27 protein-coding genes are annotated in these 15,890 nt (G+C 65.1%); 24 read left to right on the forward strand and 3 right to left on the reverse strand.

What is annotated here, in order from left to right; all coding sequences use genetic code 11:
- From rplD to ATE67_RS18035, 23 genes are all read left to right on the forward strand, one after another.
- Positions 1–627, forward strand: a complete 627-nt coding sequence (rplD, locus tag ATE67_RS17925; protein WP_058818024.1) for a 50S ribosomal protein L4 — start codon at positions 1–3, stop codon at positions 625–627.
- Positions 620–928, forward strand: coding sequence for a 50S ribosomal protein L23 (locus ATE67_RS17930; protein ID WP_058818025.1), 309 nt, complete (start codon positions 620–622; stop codon positions 926–928). Before rplD ends, ATE67_RS17930 begins: the two co-directional genes overlap by 8 nt.
- A 21-nt stretch (positions 929–949) precedes the next feature.
- A complete protein-coding gene (gene rplB, locus ATE67_RS17935; protein ID WP_058806666.1) occupies positions 950–1,786 on the forward strand; it encodes a 50S ribosomal protein L2 in 837 nt (278 codons plus the stop codon).
- A 3-nt stretch (positions 1,787–1,789) separates the two neighbouring features.
- Complete coding sequence (gene rpsS / locus ATE67_RS17940; RefSeq protein WP_037556370.1) at positions 1,790–2,065, forward strand: 30S ribosomal protein S19; 276 nt, start codon at positions 1,790–1,792, stop codon at positions 2,063–2,065.
- On the forward strand, positions 2,065–2,445 hold the full coding sequence (rplV, locus tag ATE67_RS17945) for a 50S ribosomal protein L22 (RefSeq protein ID WP_054589690.1): 381 nt from the start codon (positions 2,065–2,067) through the stop codon (positions 2,443–2,445). The genes rpsS and rplV overlap by 1 nt, the downstream gene beginning before the upstream one ends.
- Position 2,446: 1 nt before the next feature.
- Complete coding sequence (gene rpsC, locus ATE67_RS17950) at positions 2,447–3,154, forward strand: 30S ribosomal protein S3 (RefSeq protein WP_054589691.1); 708 nt, start codon at positions 2,447–2,449, stop codon at positions 3,152–3,154.
- An 11-nt stretch (positions 3,155–3,165) separates the two neighbouring features.
- Positions 3,166–3,597 carry a 50S ribosomal protein L16 gene (rplP, locus tag ATE67_RS17955; protein ID WP_058818026.1) on the forward strand — a complete coding sequence of 144 codons (432 nt, stop codon included), beginning with the start codon at positions 3,166–3,168 and terminating at the stop codon, positions 3,595–3,597.
- A gap of 5 nt (positions 3,598–3,602) precedes the next feature.
- A complete protein-coding gene (gene rpmC, locus ATE67_RS17960; RefSeq protein WP_058818027.1) occupies positions 3,603–3,806 on the forward strand; it encodes a 50S ribosomal protein L29 in 204 nt (67 codons plus the stop codon).
- 11 nt (positions 3,807–3,817) lie between these two features.
- Positions 3,818–4,093: a 30S ribosomal protein S17 gene (rpsQ, locus tag ATE67_RS17965; RefSeq protein ID WP_058818028.1), complete on the forward strand. Its 276-nt coding sequence runs from the start codon at positions 3,818–3,820 to the stop codon at positions 4,091–4,093.
- 65 nt (positions 4,094–4,158) lie between these two features.
- Entirely contained in the window at positions 4,159–4,527 is a 369-nt protein-coding gene (gene rplN / locus ATE67_RS17970) for a 50S ribosomal protein L14 (protein ID WP_011543078.1), read from the forward strand.
- A 2-nt stretch (positions 4,528–4,529) separates the two neighbouring features.
- The gene (rplX, locus tag ATE67_RS17975; protein WP_058818029.1) at positions 4,530–4,847 is read left to right on the forward strand and encodes a 50S ribosomal protein L24; all 318 of its coding nucleotides are present in this window, start codon (positions 4,530–4,532) and stop codon (positions 4,845–4,847) included.
- Positions 4,840–5,418 carry a 50S ribosomal protein L5 gene (gene rplE, locus ATE67_RS17980; RefSeq protein WP_037556378.1) on the forward strand — a complete coding sequence of 193 codons (579 nt, stop codon included), beginning with the start codon at positions 4,840–4,842 and terminating at the stop codon, positions 5,416–5,418. The genes rplX and rplE overlap by 8 nt, the downstream gene beginning before the upstream one ends.
- A gap of 52 nt (positions 5,419–5,470) precedes the next feature.
- A complete protein-coding gene (gene rpsN / locus ATE67_RS17985) occupies positions 5,471–5,776 on the forward strand; it encodes a 30S ribosomal protein S14 (protein WP_058818030.1) in 306 nt (101 codons plus the stop codon).
- A gap of 11 nt (positions 5,777–5,787) precedes the next feature.
- Complete coding sequence (gene rpsH, locus ATE67_RS17990) at positions 5,788–6,192, forward strand: 30S ribosomal protein S8 (protein WP_058818031.1); 405 nt, start codon at positions 5,788–5,790, stop codon at positions 6,190–6,192.
- On the forward strand, positions 6,192–6,725 hold the full coding sequence (rplF, locus tag ATE67_RS17995) for a 50S ribosomal protein L6 (protein WP_058818032.1): 534 nt from the start codon (positions 6,192–6,194) through the stop codon (positions 6,723–6,725). The genes rpsH and rplF overlap by 1 nt, the downstream gene beginning before the upstream one ends.
- 3 nt (positions 6,726–6,728) lie before the next feature.
- Complete coding sequence (gene rplR, locus ATE67_RS18000) at positions 6,729–7,082, forward strand: 50S ribosomal protein L18 (RefSeq protein ID WP_058818033.1); 354 nt, start codon at positions 6,729–6,731, stop codon at positions 7,080–7,082.
- Between the two features lie 2 nt (positions 7,083–7,084).
- Positions 7,085–7,786: a 30S ribosomal protein S5 gene (rpsE, locus tag ATE67_RS18005; RefSeq protein WP_082660480.1), complete on the forward strand. Its 702-nt coding sequence runs from the start codon at positions 7,085–7,087 to the stop codon at positions 7,784–7,786.
- A gap of 4 nt (positions 7,787–7,790) precedes the next feature.
- Positions 7,791–7,976: a 50S ribosomal protein L30 gene (gene rpmD, locus ATE67_RS18010; protein WP_058818034.1), complete on the forward strand. Its 186-nt coding sequence runs from the start codon at positions 7,791–7,793 to the stop codon at positions 7,974–7,976.
- A 4-nt stretch (positions 7,977–7,980) separates the two neighbouring features.
- The gene (locus ATE67_RS18015; protein WP_037556386.1) at positions 7,981–8,187 is read left to right on the forward strand and encodes a DUF1737 domain-containing protein; all 207 of its coding nucleotides are present in this window, start codon (positions 7,981–7,983) and stop codon (positions 8,185–8,187) included.
- 58 nt (positions 8,188–8,245) lie between these two features.
- On the forward strand, positions 8,246–8,767 hold the full coding sequence (gene rplO / locus ATE67_RS18020; RefSeq protein WP_082660481.1) for a 50S ribosomal protein L15: 522 nt from the start codon (positions 8,246–8,248) through the stop codon (positions 8,765–8,767).
- Positions 8,768–9,039: 272 nt separating this feature from the next.
- On the forward strand, positions 9,040–10,413 hold the full coding sequence (gene secY / locus ATE67_RS18025) for a preprotein translocase subunit SecY (RefSeq protein WP_058818035.1): 1,374 nt from the start codon (positions 9,040–9,042) through the stop codon (positions 10,411–10,413).
- Positions 10,414–10,461: 48 nt separating this feature from the next.
- Positions 10,462–11,115, forward strand: a complete 654-nt coding sequence (locus ATE67_RS18030) for an adenylate kinase (RefSeq protein ID WP_197411989.1) — start codon at positions 10,462–10,464, stop codon at positions 11,113–11,115.
- Positions 11,116–11,161: 46 nt separating this feature from the next.
- Positions 11,162–11,797, forward strand: coding sequence for a hypothetical protein (locus ATE67_RS18035; protein ID WP_058818036.1), 636 nt, complete (start codon positions 11,162–11,164; stop codon positions 11,795–11,797).
- On the opposite strand, the gene ATE67_RS18040 is transcribed toward ATE67_RS18035, so the two are convergent.
- The gene (locus tag ATE67_RS18040; RefSeq protein WP_058818037.1) at positions 11,794–12,318 is read right to left on the reverse strand and encodes a YceD family protein; all 525 of its coding nucleotides are present in this window, start codon (positions 12,316–12,318) and stop codon (positions 11,794–11,796) included. The two genes, ATE67_RS18035 and ATE67_RS18040, sit on opposite strands and share 4 nt — an antisense overlap.
- A complete protein-coding gene (locus ATE67_RS18045) occupies positions 12,315–12,839 on the reverse strand; it encodes a ubiquinol-cytochrome C chaperone family protein (protein WP_058818038.1) in 525 nt (174 codons plus the stop codon). The genes ATE67_RS18040 and ATE67_RS18045 overlap by 4 nt, the downstream gene beginning before the upstream one ends.
- A gap of 214 nt (positions 12,840–13,053) precedes the next feature.
- On the opposite strand from ATE67_RS18045, the gene ATE67_RS18050 reads away from it, so the two are divergent.
- Positions 13,054–13,539: an outer membrane protein assembly factor BamE gene (locus tag ATE67_RS18050; protein ID WP_058818039.1), complete on the forward strand. Its 486-nt coding sequence runs from the start codon at positions 13,054–13,056 to the stop codon at positions 13,537–13,539.
- A gap of 48 nt (positions 13,540–13,587) precedes the next feature.
- Here ATE67_RS18050 and ATE67_RS18055 read toward each other — a convergent pair whose 3' ends face one another.
- The gene (locus tag ATE67_RS18055) at positions 13,588–15,852 is read right to left on the reverse strand and encodes an NADP-dependent malic enzyme (protein ID WP_058818040.1); all 2,265 of its coding nucleotides are present in this window, start codon (positions 15,850–15,852) and stop codon (positions 13,588–13,590) included.
- Positions 15,853–15,890 lie beyond the last annotated feature (38 nt).

Genomic DNA, 15,890 nt, shown 5'->3' on the forward strand with positions numbered 1-15,890 from the left:
ATGAAGGTCAAGGTACAGACCCTCGATGGCAAGGCTGGCGCCGACATCGATCTTAACGACGACGTCTTCGGCGTCGACGCCCGCGCAGACATTCTGCACCGCGTCGTCGCATGGCAGCTCGAAAAGCGTCGCGGCCCCGCCCGCGCCGCGCGCGAGCGCAGCGACGTGTCGCGCACCGGCAAGAAGTTCGGTCGCCAGAAGGGCGGCGGTACGGCTCGCCACGGCGACCGCAAGGCGCCGATCTTCATCGGCGGCGGCAAGGCGCATGGTCCCCGGGCCCGCACCTTCGGCCACTCGCTGAACAAGAAGATCCGCACCCTCGGCCTGAAGATGGCTTTGAGCGACAAGGCGAAGGGCGGCAAGCTCGTCGTTCTCGACACGCTCGAGCTCAAGGACGCGAAGACCAAGGCGCTCGCCGGCAAGCTCGGCAAGCTCGAGCTTGGCAATCGCGCGCTCTTTATCGACGGCGACGCGGTGCACGCCAGCTTCGCGATGGCTTCGGCCAACCTCATCGGTGTCGACGCGCTGCCGGCCATCGGCGCCAACGTCTATGACATCATCCGTGCCGACACGCTGGTCCTGACCCGCGCGGCGGTCGAACAGCTGGAGGCCCGCTGCAATGGCTAAGGCAAAGACCATCGACGCGCGTCACTATGACGTGATCCTCGCTCCGGTGATCACCGAGAAGTCGACGCTGCTCAGCGAAAACAACGCCGTCGTGTTCAAGGTCGCGGACAGCGCGACCAAGCCCGCGATCAAGGCCGCCGTCGAGGCGCTGTTCGATGTCAAGGTGCTGAGCGTCAACACGCTCGTCACCAAGGGCAAGACCAAGCGCTGGAAGGGCAAGCCCTACACCCGCAGCGACGTGAAAAAGGCGATCGTTCGTCTGGCCGAAGGCCAGTCGATCGACGTCACCACGGGCGTCTGATCGTAGGAAGAGGCAGAGAAAATGGCACTTAAATCCTATAATCCGACCAGCCCCGCGCAGCGCGGCCTGATCCTCGTCGACAAGTCGTCGCTGTGGAAGGGCAAGCCCGTCAAGGCGCTGACCGAAGGCAAGCGCAAGACCGGCGGCCGCAACAACAAGGGTCATGTGACCTCGCGCGGCATCGCCGGCGGCCACAAGCAGAAGTACCGCTTCATCGACTTCAAGCGTCGCAAGTGGGACATGCCGGCCACCGTCGAGCGTCTGGAATATGACCCCAACCGCACGGCGTTCATCGCGCTCGTCAAATATGAAGACGGTGAGCAGACCTATATCCTGGCGCCGCAGCGTCTGGCCGTCGGCGACACCGTCGTCGCCGGCAAGAAGACCGACGTGAAGCCGGGCAACGCGATGGAATTGTCGCAGATGCCGGTCGGCACGATCGTCCACAACATCGAGATGAAGCCGGGCAAGGGCGGCCAGATCGCCCGTTCGGCCGGCACCTATGCACAGGTCGTCGGTCGTGACCGCGGTCTCGTCATCGTGCGTCTCGGTTCGGGCGAACAGCGTTACATCCGCGGCGAGTGCATGGGCACGGTGGGTGCGGTGTCGAACCCCGACAACCAGAACACCAACCTGGGCAAGGCCGGCCGCAACCGCTGGCTCGGCAAGCGTCCGCTGACTCGCGGCGTCGCGAAGAACCCGGTCGATCACCCGCATGGCGGTGGTGAAGGCCGCACCTCGGGTGGCCGTCATCCGGTGACCCCGTGGGGCAAGCCGACCAAGGGTGCTCGTACCCGTCACAACAAGTCGACCGACAAGATGATCATCCGGTCGCGTCACGCGAAGAAGAAGAGGTAAGCCATGGCTCGCTCGGTCTGGAAGGGTCCCTTTGTGGACCTTCATCTCCTCAAGAAAGCCGAAACGGCCCAGGACGGCGGCAGCTCTGCCCCGATCAAGACCTGGTCGCGCCGGTCCACCATCCTGCCGCAGTTCGTCGGGCTGACCTTCAACGTCTACAACGGCCGCAAGTTCGTGCCGGTGTCGGTCAATGAAGACATGGTCGGCATGAAGCTGGGTGAATTTGCGCCGACGCGCTTCTTCCCCGGGCACGCGGCCGACAAGAAGGGCAAACGCTAATGGGCAAGGAAAAGTCCCCCCGCCGCGTTGCGGATAATGAGGCTCTCTCGGTCGGCACGCAGATTCGCGGCTCGGCGCAGAAGCTGAACCTCGTCGCCGCGCTGATCCGCGGCCGCAAGGTCGAAGACGCGATGAACGTCCTCGCTTTCTCGAAGAAAGCGATGGCCGTCGACGTGCGCAAGGTTCTCGCCAGCGCCGTCGCCAATGCGGAAAACAACCACAACCTCGATGTCGACGCGCTCGTCGTCAAGGAAGCGAGTGTGGGCAAGTCGATCTCGATGAAGCGCTGGCACGCACGCGGCCGCGGCAAGTCGACCCGGATCGTCAAGCCGTTCAGCCGCATCCGCATCGTCGTGCGCGAACAGGAAGAAGAGGCGTAAGATGGGCCAGAAGAGCAATCCGATCGGCCTGCGCCTGCAGGTCAACCGCACCTGGGACAGCCGCTGGTTCGCCGAGGGCCAGGACTATGGCCGCATGCTTGTCGAGGATCTGAAGATCCGCAAGTTCGTGTTCAAGCACCTGCCGCAGGCCGCGATCTCGAAGGTCGTGATCGAGCGTCCCGCGAAGCTGTGCCGCGTGTCGATCTATGCCGCCCGCCCGGGCGTCATCATCGGCAAGAAGGGCGCCGACATCGAAAAGCTGCGCAAGCAGCTGGGCGCGATGACGGGCAGCGACGTGTCGCTGAACATCGTCGAGATCCGCAAGCCCGAAGTCGACGCCAAGCTCGTCGGGCAGGGCATTGCCGACCAGCTCGAACGCCGCGTCGCGTTCCGCCGCGCCATGAAGCGCGCGGTGCAGTCGGCGATGCGTCTGGGCGCCGAGGGCATCCGCATCAACTGCGCCGGCCGTCTGGGCGGCGCGGAAATCGCGCGGACCGAATGGTATCGCGAGGGCCGGGTGCCGCTGCACACGCTGCGCGCCAACGTCGACTATGCCGAGGCCGAAGCCCACACCGCCTATGGCGTGTGCGGGATCAAGGTCTGGATCTTCAAGGGCGAAATCCTTGGTCACGACCCGATGGCGACCGACCGTCTGATGCTTGATGCGCAGACGACCGGTGTCCGTCCGGCCCGTGAAGATCGCCGCTAAGGACTGCTGACATGCTGCAACCGAAAAAAACCAAGTTCCGCAAGGCGTTCAAGGGCCGCATCCACGGCCTCGCCAAGGGCGGCACCAGCCTGAACTTCGGCTCCTACGGCCTGAAGGCGATGGAACCCGAGCGCATCACCGCACGCCAGATCGAAGCGGCCCGCCGCGCGATCAGCCGTGCGATCAAGCGCCAGGGCCGCCTGTGGATCCGCGTGTTCCCCGACGTCCCCGTGTCGTCGAAGCCCGCCGAAGTCCGCATGGGCAAGGGCAAGGGTTCGCCCGAATATTGGGCCGCCCGCGTCAAGCCCGGCCGCATCCTGTTCGAACTCGACGGCGTTCCCGGCCCCGTGGCCGCGCTGGCGTTTGAACGCGCGGCGATGAAGCTGCCGATCAAGACGAAGGTCGTCGCCCGCCTCGGCGACACCTCGCATCTGGAGGGTTGAGGGCCATGGCCAAGACCGAAGATCTGACCAAGAAGACCGACGACCAGCTTTCGGAGCAGCTCGGTGAACTGAAGCGCGAGGCGTTCAACCTCCGCTTCCAGTCCGCCACCGGCCAGCTCGAAAAGCCGTCGCGCGTCAAGGAAGTGCGCCGCACCATCGCGCGCGTCAAGACCGAGCAGACCGGGCGCGCGCGCTCGGCTGCCAAGTAAGGAGACCGACCATGCCGAAGCGCATTCTGACCGGTACGGTGGTGTCCGACAAGGGCGACAAGACCGTCGTGGTGAAAGTGGAGCGTAAGGTGAAGCACCCGCTCTACGGCAAGATCATCCGCCGTTCGAAAAAGTATCACGCCCATGATGAGGACAACGCCATCAAGGCCGGCGAAACCGTCCGCATCGAGGAAACGAAGCCGATTTCGAAGCTGAAGACCTGGAAGGTCCTCGACAAGGTCGAGGTCTCGGCCAAGGCGAAGAAGTCCGACGAGATCGACGCCTAAGCGCCGAAAAGTTTCACGGAACCGCCGGGGTGTCCCGGTAGGCCCAGGAAGAAGGAAATGCATCGATGATTCAGATGCAGTCACAATTGGAAGTCGCCGACAACAGCGGTGCGAAGCGCGTCCAGTGCATCAAGGTGCTCGGCGGGTCGAAGCGTCGTACCGCCGGCGTGGGCGACGTGATCGTCGTGTCGATCAAGGAAGCCCAGCCGCGCGGCAAGGTGAAGAAGGGCGACGTGCACCGCGCCGTCATCGTCCGCACCGCGAAGGATGTGCGCCGCGCCGATGGTTCGGTCATTCGTTTCGACAGCAACGCCGCCGTGCTCGTCAACAAGAACGAGGAGCCGATCGGCACCCGTATCTTCGGCCCCGTCGTCCGCGAACTGCGCGGCCGCGGCTATATGAAGATCATCAGCCTGGCGCCGGAGGTGCTCTGACCATGGCGAACAAGATCAAGAAGGGTGACACCGTCGTCGTCCTGTCCGGCAAGGACAAGGGCAAGACCGGCGAAGTGACGCAGGCCCTGCCGAAGGACGGCAAGGTCGTCGTCGCCGGCGTCAACGTCATCACCCGCCACCGCAAGCCGACCCAGACCAACCCGCAGGGCGGTCTGGAACGCAAGGAAGCGCCGCTCTTCGCGAGCAAGGTCGCGCTCGCCGATCCCAAGACCGGCAAGCCGACGCGCGTCCGCTTTGAAACCAAGGACGGCAAGAAGGTCCGCGTGGCCGTGAAGTCCGGGGAGACGATCAATGGCTGACAACTACACCCCGCGCATGCGCAAGCGCTATGACGATGTGATCGTTAAGGCGATGACCGAAAAGTTCGGTTACAAGAATGCGATGGAAGTGCCGAAGATCGAAAAGATCACGCTCAACATGGGCGTCGGCGAAGCCACGCAGGACAAGAAGAAGGTCGAAGCCGCGGCAGCCGAAATGGAGCTGATCGCCGGCCAGAAGCCCGTCGTGACCAAGGCGAAGAAGTCGATCGCACAGTTCAAGCTGCGCGAAGGCATGCCGATCGGCTGCAAGGTGACCCTGCGCCGCGAACGCATGTACGAATTCCTCGATCGCCTGATCACGATCGCAATGCCGCGCATCCGCGACTTTCGCGGCGTGTCGGCGACCAGCTTCGACGGCCGCGGCAACTATGCCATGGGCCTGAAAGAGCAGATCATCTTCCCCGAGATCAACTATGACCGCATCGACCAGGTGCGCGGCATGGACGTGATCGTCACCACCACCGCCCGTACGGATGAAGAAGCCCGCGAACTGCTCAAGCTGTTCGGCTTCCCCTTCCCGATCGAAGCGCAGGAAAAGGAAGCCGCCTGATCCCCGCACGGGACCAGGCAGGCTCTTTCAAGAAGGAAAGAGAACTTAAGTCATGGCGAAACTGAGTTCGACGAACAAGAATGAGCGTCGCAAGCAGCTGGTGAAGAAATACGCCGGCCGCTACGCGAAGCTGAAGGCGATTGCGGCGGACACGTCGCTCGACGATGGCGAGCGTCTGATCGCGCGCCTCAAGATGGCGGAAATTCCGCGCAATGGTAACCCGACCCGCATCCGCAACCGGTGCGAGCTGACGGGGCGCCCGCGCGCTTATTATCGCAAATTCCGGCTGTGCCGTATCCAGCTCCGCGATCTGGCCAACAAGGGCCTGATCCCCGGTGTTGTGAAATCGAGCTGGTAAGGGACTAGAAGATGGCAATGACCGATCCCCTGGGTGATATGCTCACCCGCATCCGCAACGGCCAGACGGCGAAGAAGGACAGCGTCCTGACGCCGGCTTCGACGCTGCGCGTCCGCGTTCTCGATGTGCTCCAGCGCGAAGGCTATATCCGTGGCTACAGCGAAGAAGCGCTGGGCTCGAAGGGCCAGCACAAGGGCATCCGCATCGAGCTGAAATATTTCGAAGGCCAGCCGGCGATCCGCCACGTGGCCCGCGTCTCGAAGCCGGGCCGCCGCGTCTATTCGGGCTCGAAAGAGCTGCCGATCGTGCGCAACGGCCTGGGCATCACCATCGTGTCGACCCCGCGCGGCGTTCTTTCGGACGCCGAAGCCCGCGAGCATAATGTCGGCGGCGAAGTGCTGGCGGAGGTGTTCTGATGTCGCGCATTGGTAAAAAGGCAGTGGCGATTCCCAGCGGTGTCACCGCGGCGATCGACGGCGGCCAGCTGTCGGTGAAGGGCCCCAAGGGCACCCTCGCCATGCCGCTGTCCGACAACATCAAATATGAAGTCGGCGACGGCAGCATCTCGGTGCAGCCCGCGAACGGCACGCGTGAAGCGCGCGCCTTCTGGGGCATGCAGCGGACGCTGGTGCAGAACCTGATCACGGGCGTGACCGAGGGCTTTACCAAGGTGCTCGAGATCACCGGTGTCGGCTATCGCGCCAACTCGCAGGGCAAGACCTTGAAGCTGCAGCTCGGCTACAGCCACGATGTCGATTTCGCGGTGCCCGAAGGCATCGAGATCAAGACGCCGGACAATACGACGATCGAGATCAGCGGCATCGACAAGCAGAAGGTCGGCCAGGTCGCGGCGGAAATCCGCCGTTGGCGCAAGCCCGAACCCTATAAGGGCAAGGGCATCAAATATCGCGGCGAGTACATCTTCCGCAAAGAAGGCAAGAAGAAGTAAGCCATGGCACATCTTACCCCTTTCGAAAAACGTCGCCAGCGCGTCCGTACCGCGCTCCGTCAGCGCGCCGCCGGACGTCCGCGTCTCTCGGTGCACCGCTCGGGCCGTCACATCTACGCGCAGCTCATCGATGACGCCGCCGGCAAGACGCTGGCCGCCGCTTCGACGCTCGACAAGGATGTCCGCGGCAAGACCGGTGCGACGGCCTCGGCTGCCGCCGATGTCGGCACGCGCCTCGCCGCTGCCGCCAAGAAGGCGGGCGTGACGCAGGTCGTGTTCGACCGTGGCGGCTTCCTGTTCCACGGGCGCATCAAGGCGCTGGCCGACGCGGCTCGCGAAGGCGGATTGGAGTTCTAATCATGGCAGACGAAATTCAGAACGCCGAAGGCGCCGCTCCCGAAGCAGCCGCCACCGAAGGCCAGGCTCCGCGCCGCGGCCGTGGCGGCGGCCGCGATGGCGGTCGTGGCGGACGTGACGGTGGCCGTGGCCGCCGCGACGACCGTCGCCCGCGCGACGAAGAGGGTGGCGAAGAGCTGATCGAAAAGCTCGTCCACATCAACCGCGTCTCGAAGACCGTGAAGGGCGGCAAGCGCTTCGGTTTCGCCGCGCTCGTCGTCGTCGGCGACGGCAAGGGACGCGCCGGTTTCGGTCATGGCAAGGCGCGCGAAGTGCCCGAAGCCATTTCGAAGGCGACTGCCGCCGCGAAGAAGGCGATGATCCGCGTTCCGCTGCGCGACGGCCGCACGCTGCACCATGACGGCCGTGGCCACTTCGGCGCCGGCAACGTCACGCTGCGCTCGGCGCCTGCGGGGACCGGCATCATCGCCGGCGGTCCGATGCGCGCCGTGTTCGAATCGCTGGGCGTGGCCGACGTGGTGACCAAGTCGGTCGGCACCTCGAACCCCTACAACATGATCCGCGCGACCTTCGAGGCGCTCGGCGAACAGACCAGCCCGAAGTCGGTCGCGCAGCGTCGCGGCAAGAAGGTTTCGGACCTGATCAAGCGTGGCGGTGCGTCCGACCGCGCAGCCGAGGCGGAAGCCGCGGCGGTGACGGAGTAAGACCATGGCCGACAAGACAATCAAGATCCGCCAGATCGGTTCGCCGATCCGTCGTCCCAAGGGCCAGCGCGCCATCCTGACCGGCCTCGGCCTGGGCAAGATGCACCGCGAGGTCGAACTGGTCGACACCCCCGAAGTGCGCGGCATGATCCGCAAGCTTCCGCACATGGTGGAAGTCGTCGAGGGCTAAGGCTTTGAAGCTCTACCGCCTGTTGACCGGCCCCGACGACAGCGCTTTCTGCGCCCGCGTCGAAGGCCTGCTCAACCGGGGGTGGCAGCTGCACGGCAGCCCTTCGATTACCAGCGTCGATGGCCGCGGCTATGTCGCCCAGGCCATCGTGATGGAGAAAGCCGGGCCCTATCCCGGCTTTCAGCCGTCGAGTGAAATCGAACCGGATTAAGTCTTCGTCTTGGAGATGGGCCGGTTCCCAGCGCGAACATAGCGAAAGCGAGTGCAATATGACTATCAAGCTCAACGAACTTCGTGACAACAATGGCGCCCGCAAGGGCCGCATGCGCGTCGGGCGCGGCATCGGCTCGGGCAAGGGCAAGACCGCCGGCCGCGGCCAGAAGGGCCAGAAGGCCCGCAGCGGTGTCGCGATCAACGGCTTCGAGGGCGGCCAGATGCCGCTCCACATGCGCATCCCGAAGCGCGGCTTCAACAACATCTTCGGCAAGGACTTCGCCATCGTCAATCTGGGCATGATCCAGAAGCTGGTCGACGCGAAGAAGCTCGACGCCAAGCAGACCGTCGATCATGACGCGCTCAAGGCGGCGGGCGTGGCTCGCGGCGGCAAGGACGGCGTCCGCCTCCTCGCCAAGGGCGAACTCACCGCCAAGCTGACCTTCGCGGTCGCCGGCGCGTCGAAGGGCGCGATCGAAGCGGTCGAAAAGGCCGGTGGCAAGGTCGAGCTTCCCGAAGCCAAGCCCGAAGGCGAAGGCAAGAAGGCCCAGCGCCGCGCCAAGGCGAAGGCGGAATAATCTACCATAAGGGGCGGCTCGGAATACGGGTCGCCCTTCGTCCTTTGAGGGGACTCTATTTCCCGTTCGTGTCGAGCGAAGGCGAGACACCCTTCAGGACAGCGCAAGATCGAGGGGTATCTCGACTTCGCTCGATACGAACGGACAGATAGGCCTGTTATCGACAGGCTGCGTCTATAAACGGGCCTTTCCCCTTGCGCTTCGTGACCTCCGAACGCACATAGGCGCCGGGTCGCGGGGGGCGCGGTCCGGAATATCCGAGGAAAATACCCATGGCCTCTCGCGCCGACCAGCTTGCATCCAACCTCAATTTTTCGAAGTTCGGCCAGGCGACCGAACTCAAGAACCGCATCTGGTTCACGATCGGCGCGCTGATCGTCTTCCGCTTCCTGTCCTTCGTGCCGCTGCCGGGGGTCGATCCCGTCGCGCTGTCGCGCCTTTATTCGCAGGCGGCGTCGGGCGGCGTCCTCGACATTTTCAACACCTTCTCGGGCGGCAGCCTGGAGCGCATGAGCATCATCGCGCTCGGCGTCATGCCCTATATCACCGCCTCGATCGTCGTGCAGCTCGCCTCGGCGCTGTCGCCGAGCCTCGCCGCGCTCAAGAAAGAAGGCGAAAGCGGGCGCAAGAAGCTCAACCAATATACGCGCTACGGCACGGTCTTCCTGACCGCGATCCAGGGCTATTTCATCGCCGTTGGGCTGGAATCGCTCGGCGCGACCAACGGCATCGCCGCGGTCGTCGATCCCGGCATGCTGTTCCGCATCGGCGCGGTGATCTCGATCGTCGGCGGTACGCTGTTCCTGATGTGGCTGGGTGAGCAGATCACCAGCCGCGGTATCGGCAACGGCGTGTCGCTGATCATCATGGCGGGCATCCTGGCCCAGCTGCCGCGCAACTTTGCGCAGATGTTCACGCAGGTCCGCGAAGGCGCGATGGGCGGCGGCACGATCCTCGCGGTCGTCGGCGGCGCGATCGTCATCATCGCCTTCATCAGCTTCATGGAGCGCGCCCAGCGCCGCGTTCTCGTCCAATATCCCAAGCGCGCGACGCAGCGCGGCGTGATGCAGGCCGACCGCAGCCACCTGCCGCTCAAGGTCAACACCGCGGGCGTGATCCCGCCGATCTTCGCCTCGTCGCTGCTGCTGATGCCGCTGACGATCACCCAGATGATGGGCAACAACGTCAAGGGCGATACCGCCTGGGGCGAATTCCTGCAGACGCTGAACCAGTATCTCGCGCACGGCCAGCCGCTGTACATGGCGCTCTATGCCGCGGGCATCATCTTCTTCTGCTTCTTCTACGTCGCGGTCGTCTTCAACCCCGAGGAAACCGCCGACAATCTGAAGCGCCAGAACGGCTTCATCCCCGGTATCCGTCCGGGCAAGAACACCGCCGCCTATCTCGACTTCGTGCTGACGCGCATCACGGTGATCGGCGCGGCCTATCTGGCGGTCATCTGTCTGGTCCCCGAATATTTCATCGCGGGGTCGGGCCTGCCGTTCCAGCTCGGCGGCACCAGCCTGCTGATCATCGTGAACGTCACGATCGACACGATCAGCCAGATCCAGAGCCACATGCTCGCGCATCAATATGGCGATCTGATCAAGAAAGCGAAATTGAAGGGCGGCGTTGCGCGGCGCTGATCGCCAAGCTACGGCAACTGCTACGGGGCAGAGGCAACAGGGGCTTCCATGACGCTGAACATCATTTTGCTTGGTCCGCCGGGGGCGGGCAAGGGAACGCAGGCTTCGCGTCTGGAGGACGAGCATGGCATGATCCAGCTGTCGACCGGCGACATGCTGCGCGCCGCGGTCAAGGCGGGAACCCCGATCGGCCTCCAGGCGAAAGCGGTGATGGACGCGGGCGAGCTGGTCTCGGACGAGATCGTCTCGGGCCTGATCGGCGAACGTCTCGACGAGCTGGGCGGCGACACTTCGGTGATCTTCGACGGCTATCCGCGCACTGCGGCGCAGGCCGACGCGCTCGACCGGATCCTGTCGGACCGCGGCCGCAAGCTCGACCATGTGATCGAGCTGGTGGTCGAGGAAGACGCGCTCGTCGACCGCATCACCGGCCGCTTCAGCTGCGCCAAGTGCGGCGAGGGCTATCACGACCGCTACAAGCTGCCCAAGATTGCCGATACCTGTGACGTCTGCGGCAGCCACGAGTTCAAGCGCCGTCCCGACGACAACGAGGAAACGGTGCGCACGCGCATGGCCGAATATCGCGCCAAGACCGCGCCGATCCTGCCGATCTACGAAGCGCGCGGGATCGTCAGCAAGGTCGACGGCATGGCCGACATGGACAGGGTGAACAGCGCGATCGAGGCGGTCCTCGGCAGCTAGCCAGCCTTCCCGCGGCCGTCTATGAAGGCGGCAAAAGGGGGTGGCCATGTTTTTCAGATCAATTTCGATTGCGGCCCTGCTGGTCGCCGCTCCGGCAGAAGCGAAGGTCATCGACCAGAGCGACATCGGCTTCACCGTCGCGCACACCGCGCAGGTCGCGGCGGCGCCCGAGGACGTCTGGAAGATGCTCCGTCTCCCCGACAAATGGTGGTCGAAGGAGCATAGCTGGTCGGGCGACGCCGCTAACTTCTGGCTCGATTCGCAGGCCGGCGGCTGCTTCTGCGAGAAACTGCCCGGCGAGGCGGGCGTGCCGATGGGCAGCGTCCAGCACGCGCGGATCATCTTCGCCAAGCCCAATGAAATGATGCGCCTCTCGGGCGGCTTCGGGCCGCTGCAGAGCGAGGCGGTGACCGGCACGCTGACGATCCAGATCAAGAAGACCGCGACCGGCAGCGCGATCCGCTTCGACTATGTCGTCGGCGGTTATATGCGCTTCAAGGTCGCCGACGTCGCCCCCGCGGTCGACAAGGTGCTCGGCGAACAGCTCATCGGTCTCGCCAAGGCGCTTGGGGGCTCGCTTCCCGTTGCGAAGGATGACGAAGCGGCGAAGGAAGCGACCGAAAAGAAGGACGATTCGGGTCTCGACGCCGCGGTCGCCGACCTGCCCAAGGACGAGAATTAGGTCTCCGGCTTGCCGCGCAGCTTCGCGAGCGCCGCGAACGGCCCCGCCTGTTCCTCGCTGAGCACGCCTTTTTCGGCGAGGATGCGATCGGCATCGGGGTGCCGCGGAAAGGGATCGAGCGCCAGCGACAGCGACTGCACCGCCGCCTCGCCGACATCGACACGGTCGCCCTCGAGCGGCAATATGTCGAGGTCGGCGTCGCTGATCTCGACCTCCTCGTCATTTCCCGAAGGCTCGGCGCCGCGCAGGAAGCGGAGGTCGAAGGCTTCGTCGATCGCCGCGGGCACCGGCAGGTCGGTCGCCGCGCAGCTTTGCACCACCTTGGCATTCACCCGGCCCGCCACCGCGATCCCGCCCGCGACGGCGCGGACCTCGGCGGTCACGACGAAGCGATCGAGCGACACGAGGCCGAGCCGGGCCGCGATCGCGCCGCGTTGCGCTTCGTCCGCTTCCAGCGTCAGGTCTCTACCCTGCGCCGCTTCGGCGAGGGTGACGAGGTGCGAAAATTCATCTTGGGTCATCCGGGCAGCCGATCGGCCACGACGAGCGTCTCGACCGGGATCGCCGCCAGACCGGCGCGCAGCTTCGCCACTTCGGCGATGACATGCGCGAGGCCCGCCGCGGGCGCATCCTTGCCGCGCCACAGGTTGCGGACCAGCGCTGCCTTCAGCTCTTCCGACCCGTCGGCGGCGCGATAGGCGCCGAGCCGGCCGCCGAGCGCGCCGACCATCCGCCCGATCTGTTTGCCGACGACCATGTCGCCAAAGCCGATCTGGCGCATCTGCCCGTCCATATCGACGACGAACAATTCGGTGAGCTCGACCCCAGCAAGCGCCTGATCGGGCGCCTCGTCGATCCGGTGGAGGACCAGCGCGAGGACCAGGCTGATCATGTCGAACCGCCCGTCGAGCGTGTCGGGGACCTGACCGTCGACATACCAATGGGGTGCGCGCGCCGTGGCGACGACGGCGTTCCACAGCGGACGTCGCGCCTCGCGGGGTTCGGGGTCGGGTGTGAAGAGTTTGCGGATCGCGGAAAACATGGCGCAACGCTTAGTCGCATTCAGCCCGACAGAAAAGGTCCCGGAGTCTGTTTCGGCATAGCCGAAACGGCGGCGGCACCGGCCTGCGCCGGAGAATCCAGTCAGCTTGGCGCAAGCTTTGCCGCGGCATAAGCCGCTTGTGCGCGCCGTCCGCTTGCGGTTAAGAGGCGCGATTGCCAGCGTCCGCTCCGTGCGGCGCAACGGAGAGATACTGATGCCGACCCATAAGCCTAAGCTTCCCGCCCGCCCCGTGCGCCTGATCGTCGCCGGGCTGGCGCTCGCGCTGACCGCCAGCGGCTGCGCGCAGCTGAAGGGGCGTCAGGGCTATGTCGTCGATCCCGTGCTGACCGAGGCCGTCGCGCCCGGCGTCGACAACCGCGAATCGGTCGAAAAGACGCTCGGGCGCCCGACCTTCGTCGGCCAATTCAGCAACAATGAATGGTATTATGTGTCGCGCGAAACGCGCCAGCTCGCCTTCGCCAAGCCGCGCCCGGTGGCGCAGCAGGTGCTGCGCGTGCGCTTCGATCCCGCGGGCAATGTCGTCGCGGTCGACAAGACCGGGCTTGAACTGATCAGCAAGATCAGCCCCGAAGGCGACAAGACGCCGACGCTCGGCCGTCAGCGCAGCTTCTTCGAGGATATCTTCGGCAATATCGGCGCGGTCGGCGCGCCGGGTGCGGGCGCACCCAGCGGGCAATAAGCCCGATCTGATCCCTCCCCATCGCGGCGCGACGGGGAGGAGTCGTCCTTAAACCGCGATCCCGCCCGCGGCGAGGACCGCCAGCGTCACCAGATCCGACGCGGGCGAGGCCATCGTCGCCACCTGTACGGGCTTTTCCATCCCGATCAGCATCGGGCCGATTACCGCGCCGCCGCCAAGCTCGCGCAGCAGCTTGGCCGACAGGTTCGCCGATTGCAGCCCCGGCATGACCAGGACGTTCGCCGGACCCGACAGGCGGCAGAAGGGATAATTTTTCATCAGCCGCGGATTGAGCGCGACGTCGGGCGCCATTTCGCCCTCATATTCGAAGCCCGGATTGCGTTCGTCGAGGAGGTGGACGGCGTCGCGGATGTTGCCGAGCCATTCGCCCGAGGGATTGCCGAAGGTCGAATAGGACAGGAAGGCGACGCGCGGTTCGTGCCCCATGCGGCGCGCGACCTGCGCGGTGCGCTCGGCGATGTCGGCGAGCATTTCGGCCGAGGGGCGCTCGTTCACGGTCGTGTCGGACATGAAGATCGTGTGATGCTGGCCGACCAGGACGTGGATGCCGAACGGCGTCTTGCCCTCGGCATGGTCGATCACCCGGCGCACTTCGCGCATCGACTGCGAATAGGTGCGCGTCGTGCCGGTGATCATCGCATCGGCGAGGCCGAGCTTCAGCAGCAGCGAGCCGAAGATGTTGCGATCGCGGTTGACCATGCGCTCGACGTCGCGGCGCAGATAGCCGCGGCGCTGCAGCCGTTCGTACAGCATTTCGACCATCTGCGGCACATGCGGCGAATTGACGCTGTTGTGGACCTCGAAGCTTTCGGCGTCGGCCACGCCCATCGCGCGCAGCTTGTCGTGCAGGCCCTCGCGCCCGACGAGCACGGGCGTGCCATAGCCGCCGTCGCGGAACTGGATGGCGGCGCGCAGCACCACTTCCTCTTCGCCCTCGGCAAAGACGACGCGCTTCGGATTGGCGCGCGCCGCTTCATAGGCGAGCGTCAGCACCGACGTCGTCGGGTTGAGCCGGCCGCGCAGGCGGTTGCGATATTCGTCGAGATCCTCGATCGGCTGCTGCGCGACGCCGGTTTCCATCGCCGCCTTGGCGACCGCCGCGGGAACGATTTCCATCAACCGCGGGTCGAAGGGCGAAGGAATGATATATTCGGGGCCGAAGCTCGACGCGCGCCCGCCGTAGGCTGCCGCGACCTCTTCGGGCACCTGCTGGCGCGCGAGGTCGGCGATGGCGTAAGCCGCGGCGATCTTCATCTCCTCGTTGATCGCGGTCGCGCGCACGTCGAGCGCGCCGCGGAAGATGAAGGGGAAGCACAGCACATTGTTGACCTGGTTCGGATAGTCCGACCGCCCCGTTGCGATGATCGCGTCGGGCCGCGCCGCACGCGCATCGGGCGGCGAGATTTCGGGATCGGGATTCGCCATTGCGAAGATGATCGGCGCGGGCGCCATGTCCTTGACCATCTCGGGCTTGAGCGCGCCCGCGGCCGACAGGCCCAGGAACACGTCGGCGCCCTTCAGCGCCTCGGTCAGGTCGCGCGCCTCGGTCGGCACCGCATGCGCCGACTTCCACTGGTCCATCCCCTCGGTGCGGCCCTGATAGATCGTCCCCTTGCGGTCGCACATGATGACATTTTCGTGTCGCACGCCCATCGACTTGATCAGCGAGGTACAGGCGATCGCAGCCGCGCCGGCGCCATTGACGACGACCTTTACCGTGGCAAGGTCGCGTCCGGTCAGGTGGCAGGCGTTGATCAGCCCGGCGGCGGTGATGATCGCAGTGCCATGCTGGTCGTCATGGAACACCGGAATGTTCATCTTCTCTTTCAGCGCCGCCTCGATGATGAAGCAGTTCGGCGCTGCGATATCCTCGAGGTTGATGCCGCCGAAGCTCGGTTCGAGCAACTCGACCGCCTCGATGAACCGCTGCGGGTCTTCGGTATCGACTTCCAGGTCGATCGAATCGACGTCGGCGAAGCGCTTGAACAGCACCGCTTTGCCCTCCATCACCGGTTTGGAGGCGAGCGCGCCGAGGTTGCCGAGGCCAAGAATCGCGGTGCCGTTCGAGATGACCGCGACGAGGTTGCCCTTCGCTGTATAATCATAAGCGGTCGCGGGGTCTTCGGCGATCGCCTTCACCGGCACCGCAACGCCCGGCGAGTAAGCAAGGCTCAGGTCGCGCTGCGTCGCCATCGGCTTCGAGGCGACGATCTCGATCTTTCCGGGCCGGCCGTATGAGTGGTAGAGCAGCGCCTCGCGGTCCGAAAACTGCACCTTGCTATCGCTGGCCATAATGATCCCCTTGATTGATTCCAGACCGCGCGCCCAGT

This window comes from Sphingopyxis sp. H050 (genome assembly GCF_001468265.1).
Classification (GTDB): domain Bacteria; phylum Pseudomonadota; class Alphaproteobacteria; order Sphingomonadales; family Sphingomonadaceae; genus Sphingopyxis.